The sequence below is a fragment of the Bacillus cereus group sp. MYBK139-1 genome, from assembly GCF_051916915.1.
Lineage (GTDB): Bacteria > Bacillota > Bacilli > Bacillales > Bacillaceae_G > Bacillus_A > Bacillus_A pacificus.
Genome location: NZ_JBQAHO010000003.1, coordinates 322,078 through 337,963, shown reverse-complemented (window position 1 = coordinate 337,963; position 15,886 = coordinate 322,078). Strand labels below are relative to the sequence as shown.

The following is a 15,886-nucleotide window of genomic DNA, read 5'->3' as shown; positions in this document are numbered from 1 at the left end:
AAGAAAAGGAATTACAACAATTTACAGAGAAACATAGAGTAGAGGAGCTGATATGATGAAAGGAAATCTTACTTATTATTTTATCTTAAATCCGCTAATCATCTTTCTTGTTTACGCCCTTTCACCTATCTTGTTTCATAAAGAAAAATATATAAATATGAAAGATGCACTAGGAATACTTGCAGTTTATTATGTGCTAATTAGCGGGTATTACTTTATGGATGTTGTAAGTAAAAGAATGAAGAAAAATAATAAGGACAAACAATAAAGTTATATTATTTAAAAAGCGATGGAGGATAACAAAATGAGTGAAAGTGAAAGGAAATTTCGTGATACAACCATTCGTAACTTTTTCGATAAAGAGGACCGTCTAAAATCGATTCCAGGTCAAAAGAAGAAAAAACTAGTATTGTTAGAGCATTTAATTAGCAAGTTAAATGCGGAGAATCAGTATACGGAAAAAGAAATCAATGCATTCATCAAACAATATCATGACGATTTTTGTACGATTAGACGCGAGTTTATTGTGCAGGGGTTTATGGACAGAGAGGATAATATGTACCGTATAAATGGGAGAGAAGTGTGGACGAAGTGGGAGGAGCTATGAGTGTAATGAGGAAGGGGTATTTTCTTGCAAGCTAGTAGTCTCATACATGAAGAGATTTCAGGGAAACCATCAATTTTGGGGATGTTTACTTCACCAACACTGCAATTCAAAAGGATGAAGAATCAAAGAAATATATTTTTACCACTCGCTCTTTTAATGGTTCTTATTATTATTTCAAGTGCTTTAATGTCTTGGAATGCTTTAAATAATCCTGCGCTTAGTATGTTTCATGATAAAACGGGATTTACTGTACCAAAATACATAACTTTCTTTACCACATTTGGGATTTCTACAGTCAGTGGAATCGTAGCTTTATTTTTTGCGCCTATATTCTATAAAAATATTATGATTTTTTTCGGGGTGGATATTACCTATAAAGAAACCTTTCCTATCATTATTTATGCTTCGTTTGTATTACGATTAGGGATGATGTTAAATGGATTCATTGCATTGTCTCTAAATGGATATGAGATATCTTATACAAGTTTAGGGGCAATAGCAACGGATAATATGGTTTTACATACAATCGCTCAAAGAATAGATATATTTAATATTTGGTATTACATTTTATTAGGCATAGGTTTAAAAACGATTACGAATTTAAATAAGGATAAACTTATTCCTCTTATTATTGTACTTTTCATTTTTACTAGTTTATTAGCGAGTATAGCTGGATTTATGCAGGAAATATCAAAGCCGTAAAGATAGAAATAAAAAGGTGGTTTGGAAATAGACCAAACCACCTTTTTTCCATTTTTTACACTAAAACTTTTGTCTCCAATCTTTCTTTCTGACGAAGATGATGAGCAAAATGCATAGAAATAAGTTGGAACCATTCTGCTGCATGTAAGTAACCAAGCCCAGGATGTTCGACTTTACAATCACTTGGAATAGAAGAAAGTGTTGGCTCAATGTCTTTAACAACTGTAATTAATTCTAGCATACGTTTTTGTATTTCTTCTTTATTAGAGGGATTTTCAGGTGTATATCCGGGATGATTTGGTACTTTGATTTGTATATCCGGGAAAGCACCAAGTTTATATACTTTTTCACCCATGTCCGTTTTCTTGTTAGTTGCTGATGGTGTTTCAGTTTTACATTTCGCAATTGCATCTAACTGCATATATGTAGAAGCAATTAAATGATTATACATTTGACCGAGGGACCATTCCTCAGCAGAAGGTTTGATCCTAAATTGTTCTATCGAATATTTTTCTAATTCCTCCATGTAATACGTAGCTAATTCTTCAAATTTCTTCATAGCGTTAACTCCTTTTTATCAAAAATGTATTTGTTAATACCTAATATAAAGGATGGCTACTGACAACATTATGTCAGTAGTGAAATTAAAGTTTTAACATTTTTTTTGCTTCATCACGGATTTTTTCAGATAGAACGTTTGGCTCAAGTACTTGCACTTGGCTTCCCCAGCTCAATACCCATTGAAACACTTCGTCTATGTTTCTTGATTTCAAAAAGACGTGAAAATCGTTATCTCTATGTTCATATGAATCTATAAAAAAATATCGTGATTCAATAATTTTATGTGCAATATGAGATGGAAACAATAAATGGATTGAAACAGTACGATTGCTTTCAGGCTTATAGTTTTGTAAAGAAAAGTCTTTCGGTTTTGTGAAAAATTGTTGTTCTTGCTGTAATGTATCCATACGATCTAAACGAAAATTGCGTATTTGTTTTCGAAGTAAGCAATGTGCAACGATGTACCAAATTCCCGAAATATTGACTAAGCCGTAAGGATGAACAGTCCGCTGCATTTTTGTATTTTCCCTCGGTTTACGATAAGAAAAAGAGACAGCTTGTTCTTTTTGAATAGATTCTTGCAATAAGAGAAGTTGATTTTCTAGCTTTTCTTGTTCAGATTGCTGATGTGAAAATATAGGAGAAAGAAAACGGAAAGTTCCTCGTAATTCCTGGGCTTTCTTTTGTTGATCAGCAGGGAGAACAATTTCAAGTTTCTCTTTTGCTGATCGTGCATGTACAGAAAAAGAAGAAGTGAACGTTTTCTCGATATAATCACCTCCTAATAAAAGAGTAACAGCCTCTTCAGGCGTAAGTTGAATGGGGGGCAAGAAATAACCATCCATTAATGAATAACCGTGGCCGGGCATGGCGAAAAGTGGGACGCCAGATTCACTAAGTGCATCCATGTCTCGATAAATCGTTCTTATACTTGTTTCGAATTTTTCAGCTAATCTTTGTGCTGTAACAGTTTGTCTTCTTTGTAATTCAATTAATATGGCTAATAAACGATCTGTCCGATTCATGAAATATCACCTTCAAATTTTTATAAATATGCTTACTATAAACTTCTAAAAGCAGTATGTTTTCCCCTCCCATTAACATACTTTTCCCTATGTATAATATTAATATAGTAAAATCATAACAACCCATGTTGCAGTTTCCAATAATATACTATATAATCAATTTAAGAAAACGTTTTCATGCAAAGGGGGAGAATTTCGTGTCGACTATAGAGGACGTGGCGAAATTAGCGGGGTTATCAAGGACAACGGTTTCTAGGGTGATTAATAATCATCCATATGTTTCAGATGAGAAGAAAAAAAGGGTTCAATTAGCAATGAAGCATCTAGGCTTCGTTCCTAATTCTGCGGCGAGAAGGCTTCGTAAACAAAAAACAGAAACAATTGCGGTGCTAGTTCCAAGGATTACAAATCCTTTCTTCAGTAGATTTATTGAAGCAATCGAGATTGCTGCTTCTGAGCATAAATATAAACTGATTATTTGTCAAACAAGATATTTACCGGAAAAAGAGATGGAGTATTTACAATTATTATCTACGAAGCAAGTAGATGGGATTATTCTATGTTCACTAGAAAATCCGTGGGAAGATGTAGAGCCATACTTACAACACGGTCCAATCGTGTTATGTAATGAATATATTGAGGAAGCAAATATTCCAACAGTGAAGTTTGATCATGCGCAAGGAGCATACATAGCTGCTAAGCATGTGTTAGAACAAGGATATCGTAATCTTATTTTTTGCCGTGGTAACGAAACCAAAGTGGTTAGCCAACAGCGAAAAATGGGCTTTTTACGTGCGATAACAGAGAAGAGCCGCCAAGTAGAAGCGATTGATTTTCTTGAAAACGCTTTCTCTTGGGAGGATGGAAAACGAATATTCCATGAAGTATTAAAGGACAAAAAAAATCCTACCGCGATTTTGGCAGGAGGCGATGAGGTAGCAGCTGGAATTATCTCAGAGGCGAAGCGCCATGACTGGAGTATTCCAGATGATCTCGCTGTTATCGGTTTTGATAATCAAATTTTATCACAGATTACAGAGCCAGGTATTACGACAATTGAACAGCCAATCGATGAGATGGCCCGAAAAGTTGTCGACCTGATGATGGATAAAATCCATACGAAAAATTATCGAAAAAAAGAATTGTATGAGTTTGAACTGGAGCTCTTGGTGAAAGGTTCAACGATGAAGGATACGATGTTATTAGCCTAGTAGACTATGTCTGCTAGGTTTTTTTATGTTCACAAACTACTATTCTTCGTGAACGCAGTCATCACATTTGTTATGGTATGCTTCGTGCTGCTCATCAATTTCTTTCCCGCAGTGCGCACAAGTTTTCGTCGGTAAATTTCTGAAAAACTCCATTGGTTGATCGATCATGTCAATCCCTCCATTTCCATTTCTTACTATCATTGTATTAGTACAAATGAGGAAAGTCAACAACTGTTTTATAACAAAATTGAAAATTAATGAAAAAGTTTAGGAAATGGATTATAGTTAACAATGTAGGATGTAAGTAAAACATGCATTTCTACTCGGTTTTAGAAAGGATGGATACATATGAAAATGACTGTTGTCGGCTTTTGGGGCGGCTTTCCAGAAGCGGGAGAAGCAACGTCGGGGTATTTGTTTGAACACGATGGTTTTCGTTTACTTGTAGACTGTGGTAGTGGTGTACTAGCACAGCTTCAAAAATATATAACACCGTCTCATATAGATGCAGTTGTACTGTCGCACTACCATCACGATCATGTTGCAGATATTGGGGTATTGCAATATGCGAGATTAATTACGAGCGCGACAAAGGGACAACTACCAGAACTACCAATATACGGTCATACGTTTGACGAGAATGGATTCAACTCTTTAACGCATGAACCGCATACGAAAGGAATCGCGTACAATCCAGAAGAAACACTTCAAGTTGGACCGTTCTCGATCTCATTCTTAAAAACTGTTCATCCTGTTACATGCTTTGCGATGCGTATTACAGCAGGTAATGACGCTGTAGTATATAGCGCAGATTCCAGTTATATTCCTGAATTTATTCCATTCACGAAAGATGCTGATCTTTTCATTTGTGAGTGTAATATGTATGCACATCAAGAGGCTGCAAAAGCAGGGCATATGAATAGTACAGAAGTAGCAAGTATTGCGAAAGATGCGAATGTAAAAGAACTTTTATTAACGCACTTACCGCATACAGGCAATCCAGCTGATTTAGTAACAGAAGCAAAACAAATTTTCAGTGGCCATATTACGCTAGCGCATAGTGGCTACGTATGGAACTCATGAGGTGATACGATGTTATTTATTGATAATAAAGGAATTACAGATCCTAGAATAAACTTAGCAATTGAAGAATATTGTGTGAAGAATTTAGATATTAACGAAACGTATTTACTGTTCTACATTAACGAACCTTCTATTATCATTGGTAAAAACCAAAATACAGTAGAAGAAATTAATGCTGATTACGTAAAAGAAAAAGGGATTCATGTCGTTCGTCGTCTATCAGGCGGAGGCGCAGTATATCATGATTTAGGAAACTTAAACTTCAGCTTTATTACGAAAGATGATGGAGACAGTTTCAGCAACTTCAAAAAATTCACAGAGCCTGTAACGAAAGCACTTGGTAAATTAGGTGTAAATGCAGAACTAAGTGGTCGTAACGACATTTTAGCTGAAGGTAGAAAAATTTCAGGTAACGCGCAGTTCTCAACGAAAGGTCGTATGTTCAGTCATGGTACGTTACTATTTGACTCTGAAATCGATCACGTTGTATCAGCGTTAAAAGTAAAAATGGATAAAATCCAATCAAAAGGCATTAAATCAATCCGTAGCCGCGTTGCGAATATTACAGAGTTCCTGAACGAAGAAATGACGACAGAAGAGTTTAGACAACTTCTTCTAGAAACAATTTTCGAAGGGGAAACAGAAATTCCAACGTATGAATTAACAGAAGAAGATTGGAAAGAAATCCATAAACTTTCTGAAGAGCGTTACCAAAATTGGGATTGGAACTACGGAAAATCTCCGAAGTTCAACTTACAACATTCACACCGCTTCCCAGTTGGACAAGTTGATGTTCGTCTTGAAGTGAAAAAAGGAACAGTAACAGAATGCAAAATTTACGGTGACTTCTTCGGTTCACTAGATGTGCATGATATTGAAGAACGTCTAACAGGCGTACAATTCGATAAAGATGCATTTACTGCAGCTTTAGAAGGTGTAGATATCGCACGCTACTTCGGTAATATTACAACAGAAGATTTCTTACATTTGTTCTTCTAAAAATAAGGGAGGCTGTCGTAACGAGCAGCCTCTTTTTTTTGCGTAGATTGTTGCGTTTTGTCGGTAAGTCGATATATTTTAAAAATCGCTGATATATTTCGAGTTACGGTCGATATATTTGGAAAATCGCTGATATATTTCAAGTTACGGTCGATATATTCGAAAAATCGCCGATATAATTTCATATACCATAAAATCACAAGACATTTGCCCCTCATAAAGGAATATATATTTAAAAGGAGGCGGATTGAAATGAAGAGGGTAATGTACGTTGTATTATTACTTAGCTTTGTCATTGGAATGACAGCTTGTAACGATGAAACGTCCTCAAGTCGCACACTTTTAGCTATTGGAAAGCCAGCGAAAGATAATGTTATATATTTTACGCATACAGATAACAGACGGAAGATACAGGAAATACAAGACATGTTTCAAAATAAGAAGTGGAAAAGAAATGAAACATTCAGCACTGTGAATAAGACACCAGATGTCGTCTTTTCAATAGATGAAGACAATGCAGGGTTACCAACATTATATGTTACGGTGTATTTTCATGAAGATGGAGCGGACGTTCTTAACTTGTACGGGGAGTATACGAGTTTAAATAAACAAGAACTTGCAATGCTGAGAGAAAAGATGAGTGCATATTATCCTAAAATGATTTCTGGTCTAGTTTCATAAATTACTTGCAAACAAAATTCCCTTATCCTTCCAAAGTAAATGAAGAGAAAGTGATCTGTCTATATGCAGTTAATGGAATAACACTTGCCACTTTAATTTTCTTTTAATATAATTAATTTAGAATTTTTAAATATTCTAAATTTTATAAAGGTGGGGTTTGTGTGAATCTCGTTCAATCTTTGGCTGAAACGGCGAAAAAGAAGGGGGATAAACCGGCTTATATATTTATGGATCAGTCGGTCTCATATGACCAATTAAACAAAATGGTCACAAGGTTTTCTAGCAATTTAGCAGAAATGGGCATTGGAAAAGGGGACAATGTTGCATTAGTTGTTGGAAATTCACCACATTTTTTGGTCGGTTTATACGGAACAATGAAAGCGGGAGCAACTGTTATTCCAGTTAATCCAATTTATACAGCAGACGAAATGCATTACATTTTACAAAATGGAGATGTAAAAACAATCATCGTACTCGACGTCCTTCTACCTGTTATACAATCTCTTACAACAAGACTTCCTTCATTAGAAAACATCATCATATGCGAAACCTCATCAGATTTTAACCATACAGAAACCGAAAAAATGAAAACGTTTACTAGAATGATAGGGGCTGGAGATTTAACTTACGAAGGCCCTGAGCTAGATGAAGAAGATGTAGCGGTTATTCTATACACTTCAGGCACGACTGGAAAACCGAAAGGCGCTATGTTAACTCATAAAAATTTATATAGTAATGCGAGCGATGTGGCGTCGTATTTACAATATACGGCTAATGATCGCGTCGTTGCGGCACTGCCGATGTTCCATGTATTTTGTTTAACGGTGGCGGTCAATGCACCGATTGTGAACGGAGCAACGATTTTAATGTTACCGAAATTTAGTCCGAAAGAAGTATTCCGTATTTGTCGTACGTACGAACCGACGATTTTTGCTGGTGTACCGACGATGTACAATTATTTATATTTATTCGAAGAAGCGAGCGCGGAAGATGTGAAGACACTTCGTCTTTGTATTTCAGGTGGTGCTTCAATGCCAGTTGCTCTTCTGCAAAACTTTGAAAAACGTTTTGACGTTATCGTTTCAGAAGGATACGGTTTATCAGAAGCATCACCAGTTACTTGTTTTAATCCGCTTGATCGTCCGCGTAAACCAGGATCGATCGGTACAAATATTTGGCATGTAGAAAATAAAATTGTAAATGAACTTGGGGAAGAAGTACCTGTCGGAGCAGTCGGTGAATTAATTGTTCGCGGACCTAACGTTATGAAAGGATATTATAACGCGCCAGAAGATACAGCTGCGACATTAAAGGACGGCTGGTTGTATACAGGGGACTTAGCGAAAATGGATGAAGAAGGTTACTTCTATATCGTTGATCGTAAAAAGGATATCGTCCTAGTTGGCGGTTATAACGTATACCCTCGTGAAGTAGAGGAAGTATTGTATACACACGAATCTGTAGCAGAAGTGGTCGTAATCGGCGTTCCTGATGAAAACTTAGGAGAAGCAGTGCGAGCTTACGTCGTTCTGAAACAAACGAACGTAACAGAAGAAGAACTGATGCATTACTGTGCGTTACATTTAGCGAAATATAAAGTGCCAAAGAGTATTGAATTTTTAACAGAATTGCCGAAGAACACGACAGGTAAATTGCTGAGAAGAGCTTTGAGAGAAAAAGCGATGCAAGTTTAAAAATAGGGGCAACCATCTTTATGAAGATGGTTGCCTTTCTACTTTTTAGCATTGGTTAAGCTATGGTGCCATATATTTAAACCGTAATATGACTAATAAGGAGGAGATATAAGTGGAACAGAAGGAATTACGTTTGCGGCGAGTTCAATACCTTATTTGTGAAATTATGGATGAAATGAACGCGGAGAGTGAGAAGAAAAACTTAGAAACTTTACAGCAAGTCATTGATCATCTTTCAGGAGCAATAGGTGATTTAGTGGATCCATCAAGCTCGTATTCTATTGATTATTTAGAGAGGAAAGTTCATACGGCACATTATTTACTTTTTAATAACGAGCGGAAGGCGTACTTATGTAGGAAATAATATTATCATTTTTATTTGACATTGATAATCATTATCAATATGATGGTTATGTTGGATATATTTATATAAAGGGAGATGTCATATTGATAATGATTAAGAAAAAATATGTAAATGCATTCGTTATAGCAGCAACGTTAGTAGTTCCATTTAGCGGTATTATGGCACCAATCGCGAAAGCTGAAGCAGCGGTTGAAATGAAAGCAAATAGTAGACTAGCAGATGGCACGTATGACGTTATTTTAAAGACTTATAAAGATCAAACGAATGATACATCGGTTGCTTCTACATATTTAAAAAATGCAAAAGTAACCGTTCAAGGTGATAAAAAAATCGTTACGTTAACAGTTCAAGATAGTAGCTATTTCCAGTATCTTAGAGTAGAAGATACGAATAAAGTAGGGACATTCCATGATGTAAAAGTAATTTCCGAAGATAAAGCGAATAACGGTACGAAAGTTGTTCAATTTGAAATTGATGAGTTTTCGAAAAAATATAATATGCAAATGCATATATTAATTCCAGCAATTAAATATGATCATAAATATCAAGTACAGTTTGAAATTGATGCGAGTGCAATTGAACAGAAGCCTAAATTCTCTGACGTACCAGCATGGGCACAAGAGTCAGTTCAATATTTAGTAGATAAAGAAGCAGTGCACGGTAAGCCAGATGGTACATTTGCACCGGCTGAAAATATCGATCGTAGTTCCGCTGCAAAAATATTAGCAACTGTTTTAGGTTTAGAAATTAAGAAAGATGCAAAGCCGTCATTCCCTGATGCACAAAATCACTGGGCAACGCCGTATATCGCAGCAGTTGAAAAAGCAGGTATTGTAAAAGGTGATGAGAGGGGGAACTTTAATCCGAGCGGGTTAATTAACCGTGCATCAATGGCTTCTATGCTAGTAAATGCATATAAATTAGAAAGAAATGAAAATATAAAACTACCGAAAGAATTTGCTGACTTAAACAATCATTGGGGTGCGAAGTATGCCAATATTTTAATCCAAGAAAACATTTCAATTGGAACAGATAATGGCTGGGCTCCAGATAAAGCGGTAAGCCGTGCGGAAGCAGCACAATTTATTGCGAAGGCGGATAAGTTGAAGAAATAAAGTGAACGAAAAGTCAGTGAGGGAAAATCATCACTGACTTTTCGTTATTAAAAAAACAAATTCCAAGTTGACACATGCGAATTACAGAATTAAAATAAAAAGAAATCGAATACATTAGAAGCTAATCAGATAAACTGAAGGCGCACAATGTTCACGTTTGTGAATATATTGTGTGCCTTTTTCTATTGTATAAACTAAGGGGGATTTAACGATGAAACAGTGGGGGAAGGCAGCGTTTATGAAAAGTACAGGTGTTTTATTATCAGCAGTTGTACTTTTATCAGGGTGTGGTTCAGCAACATCCACTAATAATTCTGAAGGAAATGGAGATAAAAATACAGTTGAGCTTTTAAATGTTTCGTATGATCCAACTAGGGAGTTATATCAAGACTTCAATAAAGATTTTGCGAAGTACTGGAAAGAGAAGCATGGGCAAACAGTAAATGTAAAACAATCGCACGGAGGATCTGGAAGTCAGGCGCGTTCTATTATTGATGGCTTAGAAGCAGACGTTGTTACGCTAGCGCTAGCTTATGATATTGATGCGATTAGCAAGAAGAAACAACTAGCAGAAGATTGGCAGAAGCGACTTGCGGATAATTCCACTCCGTACACATCAACAATTGTATTTCTTGTACGAAAAGGAAACCCGAAAGGAATTAAAGATTGGGATGATTTAACGAAAAAAGGTGTGTCTGTCATTACGCCTAATCCGAAAACATCAGGCGGAGCACGTTGGAACTATTTAGGGGCATGGGGATATGCGCTGAAAAAATATAACAATAGTGAAGATAAAGCGAAAGAGTTTGTCGGTCAAATTTATAAAAACGTGGAAGTACTAGATTCAGGGGCACGCGGAGCAACGACAACTTTCGTTGAAAAAGGAATTGGTGACGTATTAATCGCGTGGGAAAATGAAGCATTACTATCACAAAAAGAGCTCGGAAAAGATAAATTTGAAATTGTAACACCTCCAATTAGTATACTAGCGGAACCACCAGTAGCTGTTGTGGATAAAGTAGTTGATAAAAAAGGAACGAGAAAAGTGGCAGAAGGATATCTTGAATATTTGTATTCAGAAAAGGGGCAAGAAATTGCAGCGAAAAACTTCTATCGCCCTCGTAACGAAAAGGTAGCAGAAAAATATGCATCTCAATTTCCAAAAGTTCAATTATTTACAGTAGATGAACTATTTGGCGGTTGGAAAAAAGCGCAGGAAAAACATTTTAATGATGGCGGTGTATTCGATCAAATTTATAAAAAATAAGGGGGGATGAGGTGAAAGAAGATGAGGAAAAAACGTGTTTTACCGGGGTTTGGATTATCTCTTGGATTTACAATGCTATATATGAGTTTATTCGTACTTATACCACTTTCTATCGTATTTATTCAAACTTCACAGTTAGGTTGGAAGAAATTTGCTGAAGTTGTAACGAGCGAGCGTGTGCTGCATTCTTATCAAGTGAGTTTAACGACTTCACTTGCAGCAGCGGTTGTAAATGCCATTTTTGGCTTATTAATTGCTTGGGTACTCGTTCGTTATACATTTCCAGGGAAACGATTGTTAGATGGATTAATAGATTTACCTTTCGCTCTTCCGACTGCTGTAGCTGGTATTACACTGACAACGCTATATGCCGAAAATGGCTGGGTGGGGAAAATATTTAGTATGTTTCATATAAAAGTAGCTTTTACGCCGCTCGGAATTATTGTTGCACTTACGTTTATTGGGTTACCGTTTGTCGTTCGAATGGTGCAACCAGTACTTCAAAATATTGATAAAGAAGTAGAAGAGGCGGCTTCTAGTTTAGGGGCGTCACGCTTCCAAATATTTGTGAAAATCATTTTGCCAGAAATATTCCCAGCTTTACTTGCTGGCTTTTCACTCGCATTTGCACGGGCATTAGGAGAATACGGATCTGTCGTTTTCATCGCAGGTAATATGCCCATGAAAACAGAAATCGCACCGCTTATGATTATGACGAAACTCGAACAATATGATTATGCAGGAGCAACAGCAGTAGCAGCTGTTATGCTTATCATTTCGCTTCTTTTCCTTCTTCTTATTAACATGATTCAAAGCTGGAGTAGAAGGCATGAATTAAAAAGTGAATAGGAGGAGAGAAAGTGGAGCCAACATTATTAGAAAAGAAAATAATAAAAAAAGTGTCAGCTAAAAAAGAATCTAAACTTGTACCAAGCATATTAATTGCGATTACAGTTTTATTTTTATCTCTCTTTCTATTACTCCCGCTCGTAACAATTTTTTTGAAAGCTTTTGAAAAAGGATTTGATGTATACTTTGCTGCTATCACTGATCAAGAAGCATTTTCAGCAATTAGGTTAACGCTTCTCGTTGCGTTAATCGTTGTACCGCTGAATACGGTATTCGGAATTGCAGCGGCATGGCTTATTACAAAGTTTCAGTTTAAAGGAAAACAGGTATTATTATCTCTTATTGAACTGCCGTTTGCCGTGTCACCAGTTATCGCAGGATTAGTGTTCGTTTTACTCTTCACACCGAGGGGGGCTCTTGGTGAATGGCTACTCGAACATGGAGTGAAACTCATTTTCTCTGTTCCTGGCATTATTATCGCAACAATCTTTGTAACTTTCCCGTTCGTTGCACGGGAATTAATTCCGATTATGCAGGCGCAAGGGAAAAGTGAAGAAGAGGCGGCTTTATCACTTGGCGCAAGCGGCTGGAAAATGTTTTGGCGCGTTACGCTTCCTAATATAAAATGGGGCCTTTTATACGGGATGATCCTATGTAATGCCCGTGCTATCGGTGAGTTCGGAGCAGTTTCTGTTGTATCAGGTCACGTGCGCGGCGTTACGAATACGATGCCGCTTCACATTGAAATTTTGTACAATGAATATCAATTTTCAGCAGCGTTCGCTGTGGCGACTTTAATGTCACTCATCGCTGTTCTTACGCTCGTTATAAAAAACTGGATTGAATGGAGAATGGAAAAACGACAATAAGGGGGGATTATGGTGAGTATTCAAATTCAAAATGTATCAAAACGATATGGTACATTTCAGGCGCTAACAGATATTCATTTGGATATTCCAAAAGGCGAACTTGTCGCTTTATTAGGCCCGTCAGGTTCTGGGAAAACGACGTTATTACGAATTATTGCAGGATTAGAAGAAGCGGATGAAGGCTCTATTTCATTTGAAGGGGAAGATCTAACAGACATTCACGTAAAAAATCGGCAAGTCGGTTTCGTCTTCCAACACTATGCGCTTTTTAAACATATGAATGTATTTGAAAATGTCGCTTTCGGTTTAAAGGTAAGAAAGAAAAGCTTAAGACCGTCAGCAGAAGTGATAGAAGAAAAAGTAACAGAACTATTGAAACTAGTAAAAATGGATGGTTTCGCCAAACGTTACCCAGCACAACTATCTGGCGGACAACGACAGCGTATCGCACTAGCTCGAGCACTTGCAGTCGAACCGAAAATTTTATTACTTGATGAACCGTTCGGTGCACTTGATGCAAAGGTAAGAAAAGAATTACGAAGATGGCTCCGGAAACTACATGACGAATTTCAAATTACGAGTGTATTCGTAACACATGACCAAGAAGAAGCGTTAGACGTTGCAGACCGCATCGTTGTAATGAATGAAGGTCGCATTGAACAAATGGGAACGCCGGAGGAAGTATATGAAAACCCAGCAACCCCGTTCGTGTACGACTTTTTAGGAAATGTAAATTTATTTCACGGCCGCGTCAATAAAGGTAAGCTAAATGTAGGATCGGTAGAACTAGAAGCACCAGAGCATAAACACGTTTCAAACGTAGACGGAGTAGCTTACGTAAGGCCACATCACTTATCTATCTCTCGTACAAAACAAAGCGTAGATGCAATCCCGGCGAAAGTATCATATTCTCACGCAGTTGGACCTGTCGTATATGTAGAATTAAAACGAGACGGAACAGATGAGTATTTAGAAGCAGAAATTAGTAAAGAACAGTTCAAACAGCTAAGCATTCAAGCGGGTGATGTTGTATACGTACAGCCGAAAGAAGTGAAGGTGTTTATTCCGGAGGATTTTGTGATTTAAGAGTGAACACTCTTAAATTACAAAATCTATTAATAAGAAAAGGTCTCCTAAAAGATATTTTAGGAGACCTTTTCTTTGTTTGTCGTAATAACTTTTTCTCATATGAAATGTAGTAGGAAGTTTGTATATATAATAGCGGAGTGTGTTCAAATAACTATTGGATACAAGTAGTAATGAAGATATTTCTCTTACTTTCTTAAACACAGTTATTACAATTAGAAGACCCACATTTACGCTATTCCAATGAAACTCAATGTATTAGCTTCATTGCACAAACTGATGTCGGCCGCGGAAAATGGGCCCAGTTCAATGTAACGAATACAGTGAAGGCATGGGTAGATGGCGCGAGACCAAACAACGGTTTTAAACTACATGCAATATGGTGGTTCAGATGTAGGCTACGGTGCGCATATACATTTAAACCAACAAAAGGCAGAAACAATTACATTAACAGGAATGTCTAAATCTCAAAATGTAGAAAATACCGCACCAGATAAGCTCTCAAGAGATTACTCTATTTGGGCAGATGTGTATTATCAAGATGGTAGTGGGGCTAATTACCAAACGAAATTCCCAAGTGGGACAAATGATTGGAATCGTAGTGCAGTTGTGATTCCAGCAACAAAACCAATTAAACGTATGGAAATCTATCTTCTCTTTAGAAATAATAACAAAGGGAAAGTTTGGTTTGATAACATCGGTTTACTAGAAGGTAACGCTCTTATTAAAAACGAGTACGACAACGATGGCAATGTTGTTGCGACGTATGATGAAGAAGGACAGAAGAATACATTCACATACGATGCATCTGGAAATAAAAAGAGCGAAACAGATGAAAAAGGAAATACAAAACTATATGATTATAACAAGGATAATCTATTAATGAAGGTTACATTGAAAAATGGTACCTCTGTAAATTATCGTTATGATTATAATGGAAACACAACAGAAAAATCTGTCATGTTTGGTGGGAAAACACAAACACACAAATATGAATATGATGTAGATAATAAAAATACAGTGTATATCGATGCGTTAAACCGTCGTATTGAAAATACGTACGATGAAAATGCAAACAAGATTAAAACAAAAATGCCAAATGGTTCTATCTTAGAGTCTGTATATGATACAGCAGATCGCCTCGTTGGTGAAAAGCGTAATGGAAAAGATTCATTTACATTCGAACGTGACCAAAATGGACAAGTTACGAAAGTAAAAGATCATGTCAACGGGGTAGAACGCACGAAAACATACGACAAGGCTGACCGTGTCACAAACGCAACAGATAGCCGAGGCGGAAAAATTGACTGGGCATATCATGACAAAGCAAACAGTAAGACAGAAAAACTAAAAGAACAAACAGTAACGCAAGGCGGATACACAAATAAAGTATCGTATGACTACAATACGTTAGATCAAAACATTCGTGTGACAGACGGATCGAATACGTATCGATTTGACTATGATGATCAAGGAAACGTTCGTACGTATACAGCTGGTAATGGTTCAGGTTCGACGTTTAACTATGACCACGCGAACAAAATTAAAGACCTAGTAGTAGGTACATCAAACAGTATTCTACTTTCTGAACGATATGAATATGACCAATCGGGTAACCGTACGAAGATTAAACATGAAGGTGCCGGCGGAAAAGTAACAGAAACAAACTTTGTATATGACCCGATTAACCAATTATTAAATGAAGCATTGCCAAACGGAACAAGTAAATCTTACACATTGGAATCACAAGTTTTTATAGGTTTAGGCAAGCTG

17 protein-coding genes and 2 pseudogenes are annotated in these 15,886 nt (G+C 36.8%); 16 read left to right on the top strand and 3 right to left on the bottom strand.

What is annotated here, in order from left to right; translation table 11 throughout:
* The first annotated feature begins 52 nt into the window (after positions 1-52).
* Genes ACTFRS_RS18800 through ACTFRS_RS18790 form a run of 3 tightly spaced genes read left to right on the top strand, consistent with a single transcriptional unit; the run spans position 53 to position 1,309 of the window.
* Positions 53-268 carry a hypothetical protein gene (locus ACTFRS_RS18800; protein WP_139868808.1) on the top strand — a complete coding sequence of 72 codons (216 nt, stop codon included), beginning with the start codon at positions 53-55 and terminating at the stop codon, positions 266-268.
* 36 nt (positions 269-304) lie between these two features.
* Positions 305-607 (top strand): DUF2087 domain-containing protein, encoded by a 303-nt coding sequence (locus ACTFRS_RS18795; protein WP_139868806.1) that lies wholly within the window; start codon positions 305-307, stop codon positions 605-607.
* Positions 608-631: 24 nt separating this feature from the next.
* The gene (locus ACTFRS_RS18790; protein WP_440023437.1) at positions 632-1,309 is read left to right on the top strand and encodes a Yip1 family protein; all 678 of its coding nucleotides are present in this window, start codon (positions 632-634) and stop codon (positions 1,307-1,309) included.
* A 55-nt stretch (positions 1,310-1,364) separates the two neighbouring features.
* Here the strand turns inward: ACTFRS_RS18790 and ACTFRS_RS18785 are convergent, their stop codons facing one another.
* Both ACTFRS_RS18785 and ACTFRS_RS18780 read right to left on the bottom strand, forming a co-directional pair.
* The gene (locus tag ACTFRS_RS18785) at positions 1,365-1,868 is read right to left on the bottom strand and encodes a DinB family protein (protein ID WP_440023439.1); all 504 of its coding nucleotides are present in this window, start codon (positions 1,866-1,868) and stop codon (positions 1,365-1,367) included.
* A gap of 85 nt (positions 1,869-1,953) precedes the next feature.
* Positions 1,954-2,895, bottom strand: a complete 942-nt coding sequence (locus ACTFRS_RS18780) for a helix-turn-helix transcriptional regulator (protein WP_431084952.1) — start codon at positions 2,893-2,895, stop codon at positions 1,954-1,956.
* 197 nt (positions 2,896-3,092) lie between these two features.
* On the opposite strand from ACTFRS_RS18780, the gene ACTFRS_RS18775 reads away from it, so the two are divergent.
* Positions 3,093-4,106: a LacI family DNA-binding transcriptional regulator gene (locus ACTFRS_RS18775; protein WP_000103718.1), complete on the top strand. Its 1,014-nt coding sequence runs from the start codon at positions 3,093-3,095 to the stop codon at positions 4,104-4,106.
* A gap of 39 nt (positions 4,107-4,145) precedes the next feature.
* Here the strand turns inward: ACTFRS_RS18775 and yhfH are convergent, their stop codons facing one another.
* On the bottom strand, positions 4,146-4,274 hold the full coding sequence (gene yhfH, locus ACTFRS_RS18770) for a protein YhfH (RefSeq protein ID WP_000567010.1): 129 nt from the start codon (positions 4,272-4,274) through the stop codon (positions 4,146-4,148).
* A 180-nt stretch (positions 4,275-4,454) separates the two neighbouring features.
* Here yhfH and ACTFRS_RS18765 point away from each other — a divergent pair, with 180 nt between their 5' ends.
* The 12 genes and pseudogenes from ACTFRS_RS18765 to ACTFRS_RS18710 form a co-directional block, all read left to right on the top strand.
* Positions 4,455-5,189: an MBL fold metallo-hydrolase gene (locus ACTFRS_RS18765; protein WP_139868797.1), complete on the top strand. Its 735-nt coding sequence runs from the start codon at positions 4,455-4,457 to the stop codon at positions 5,187-5,189.
* A gap of 9 nt (positions 5,190-5,198) precedes the next feature.
* Positions 5,199-6,188 carry a lipoate--protein ligase gene (locus ACTFRS_RS18760; RefSeq protein WP_000897255.1) on the top strand — a complete coding sequence of 330 codons (990 nt, stop codon included), beginning with the start codon at positions 5,199-5,201 and terminating at the stop codon, positions 6,186-6,188.
* Positions 6,189-6,440: 252 nt separating this feature from the next.
* A complete protein-coding gene (locus ACTFRS_RS18755; RefSeq protein WP_139869020.1) occupies positions 6,441-6,869 on the top strand; it encodes a hypothetical protein in 429 nt (142 codons plus the stop codon).
* 161 nt (positions 6,870-7,030) lie between these two features.
* A complete protein-coding gene (locus ACTFRS_RS18750) occupies positions 7,031-8,563 on the top strand; it encodes a fatty acid--CoA ligase family protein (RefSeq protein WP_242294665.1) in 1,533 nt (510 codons plus the stop codon).
* Between the two features lie 112 nt (positions 8,564-8,675).
* A complete protein-coding gene (locus ACTFRS_RS18745) occupies positions 8,676-8,927 on the top strand; it encodes a hypothetical protein (RefSeq protein WP_440023442.1) in 252 nt (83 codons plus the stop codon).
* Between the two features lie 89 nt (positions 8,928-9,016).
* Complete coding sequence (locus tag ACTFRS_RS18740) at positions 9,017-10,042, top strand: NEAT domain-containing protein (RefSeq protein WP_440024581.1); 1,026 nt, start codon at positions 9,017-9,019, stop codon at positions 10,040-10,042.
* Between the two features lie 211 nt (positions 10,043-10,253).
* Positions 10,254-11,309, top strand: a complete 1,056-nt coding sequence (locus ACTFRS_RS18735) for a sulfate ABC transporter substrate-binding protein (protein ID WP_440023444.1) — start codon at positions 10,254-10,256, stop codon at positions 11,307-11,309.
* A gap of 21 nt (positions 11,310-11,330) precedes the next feature.
* Positions 11,331-12,158 (top strand): sulfate ABC transporter permease subunit CysT, encoded by an 828-nt coding sequence (cysT, locus tag ACTFRS_RS18730; RefSeq protein WP_139868791.1) that lies wholly within the window; start codon positions 11,331-11,333, stop codon positions 12,156-12,158.
* Positions 12,159-12,169: 11 nt separating this feature from the next.
* On the top strand, positions 12,170-13,027 hold the full coding sequence (gene cysW, locus ACTFRS_RS18725) for a sulfate ABC transporter permease subunit CysW (RefSeq protein ID WP_139868789.1): 858 nt from the start codon (positions 12,170-12,172) through the stop codon (positions 13,025-13,027).
* Positions 13,028-13,039: 12 nt separating this feature from the next.
* Positions 13,040-14,113 carry a sulfate/molybdate ABC transporter ATP-binding protein gene (locus ACTFRS_RS18720; RefSeq protein WP_242294663.1) on the top strand — a complete coding sequence of 358 codons (1,074 nt, stop codon included), beginning with the start codon at positions 13,040-13,042 and terminating at the stop codon, positions 14,111-14,113.
* A gap of 257 nt (positions 14,114-14,370) precedes the next feature.
* Positions 14,371-14,439: pseudogene (locus ACTFRS_RS18715) on the top strand (hypothetical protein); the annotation flags it as partial.
* 34 nt (positions 14,440-14,473) lie between these two features.
* Positions 14,474-15,856, top strand: a pseudogene (locus tag ACTFRS_RS18710) (wall-associated protein); the annotation flags it as partial.
* Positions 15,857-15,886: the final 30 nt, after the last annotated feature.

Coding starts and splice junctions, on each gene's coding strand:
- ACTFRS_RS18800 (WP_139868808.1), top strand. CDS start 53: ATGATGAAAGGAAATCTTACTTATTATTTTATCTTAAATCCGCTAATC.
- ACTFRS_RS18795 (WP_139868806.1), top strand. CDS start 305: ATGAGTGAAAGTGAAAGGAAATTTCGTGATACAACCATTCGTAACTTT.
- ACTFRS_RS18785 (WP_440023439.1), bottom strand. CDS start 1,868: ATGAAGAAATTTGAAGAATTAGCTACGTATTACATGGAGGAATTAGAA.
- ACTFRS_RS18780 (WP_431084952.1), bottom strand. CDS start 2,895: ATGAATCGGACAGATCGTTTATTAGCCATATTAATTGAATTACAAAGA.
- yhfH (WP_000567010.1), bottom strand. CDS start 4,274: ATGATCGATCAACCAATGGAGTTTTTCAGAAATTTACCGACGAAAACT.
- ACTFRS_RS18765 (WP_139868797.1), top strand. CDS start 4,455: ATGAAAATGACTGTTGTCGGCTTTTGGGGCGGCTTTCCAGAAGCGGGA.
- ACTFRS_RS18760 (WP_000897255.1), top strand. CDS start 5,199: ATGTTATTTATTGATAATAAAGGAATTACAGATCCTAGAATAAACTTA.
- ACTFRS_RS18755 (WP_139869020.1), top strand. CDS start 6,441: ATGAAGAGGGTAATGTACGTTGTATTATTACTTAGCTTTGTCATTGGA.
- ACTFRS_RS18740 (WP_440024581.1), top strand. CDS start 9,017: ATGATTAAGAAAAAATATGTAAATGCATTCGTTATAGCAGCAACGTTA.
- ACTFRS_RS18735 (WP_440023444.1), top strand. CDS start 10,254: ATGAAACAGTGGGGGAAGGCAGCGTTTATGAAAAGTACAGGTGTTTTA.
- cysT (WP_139868791.1), top strand. CDS start 11,331: ATGAGGAAAAAACGTGTTTTACCGGGGTTTGGATTATCTCTTGGATTT.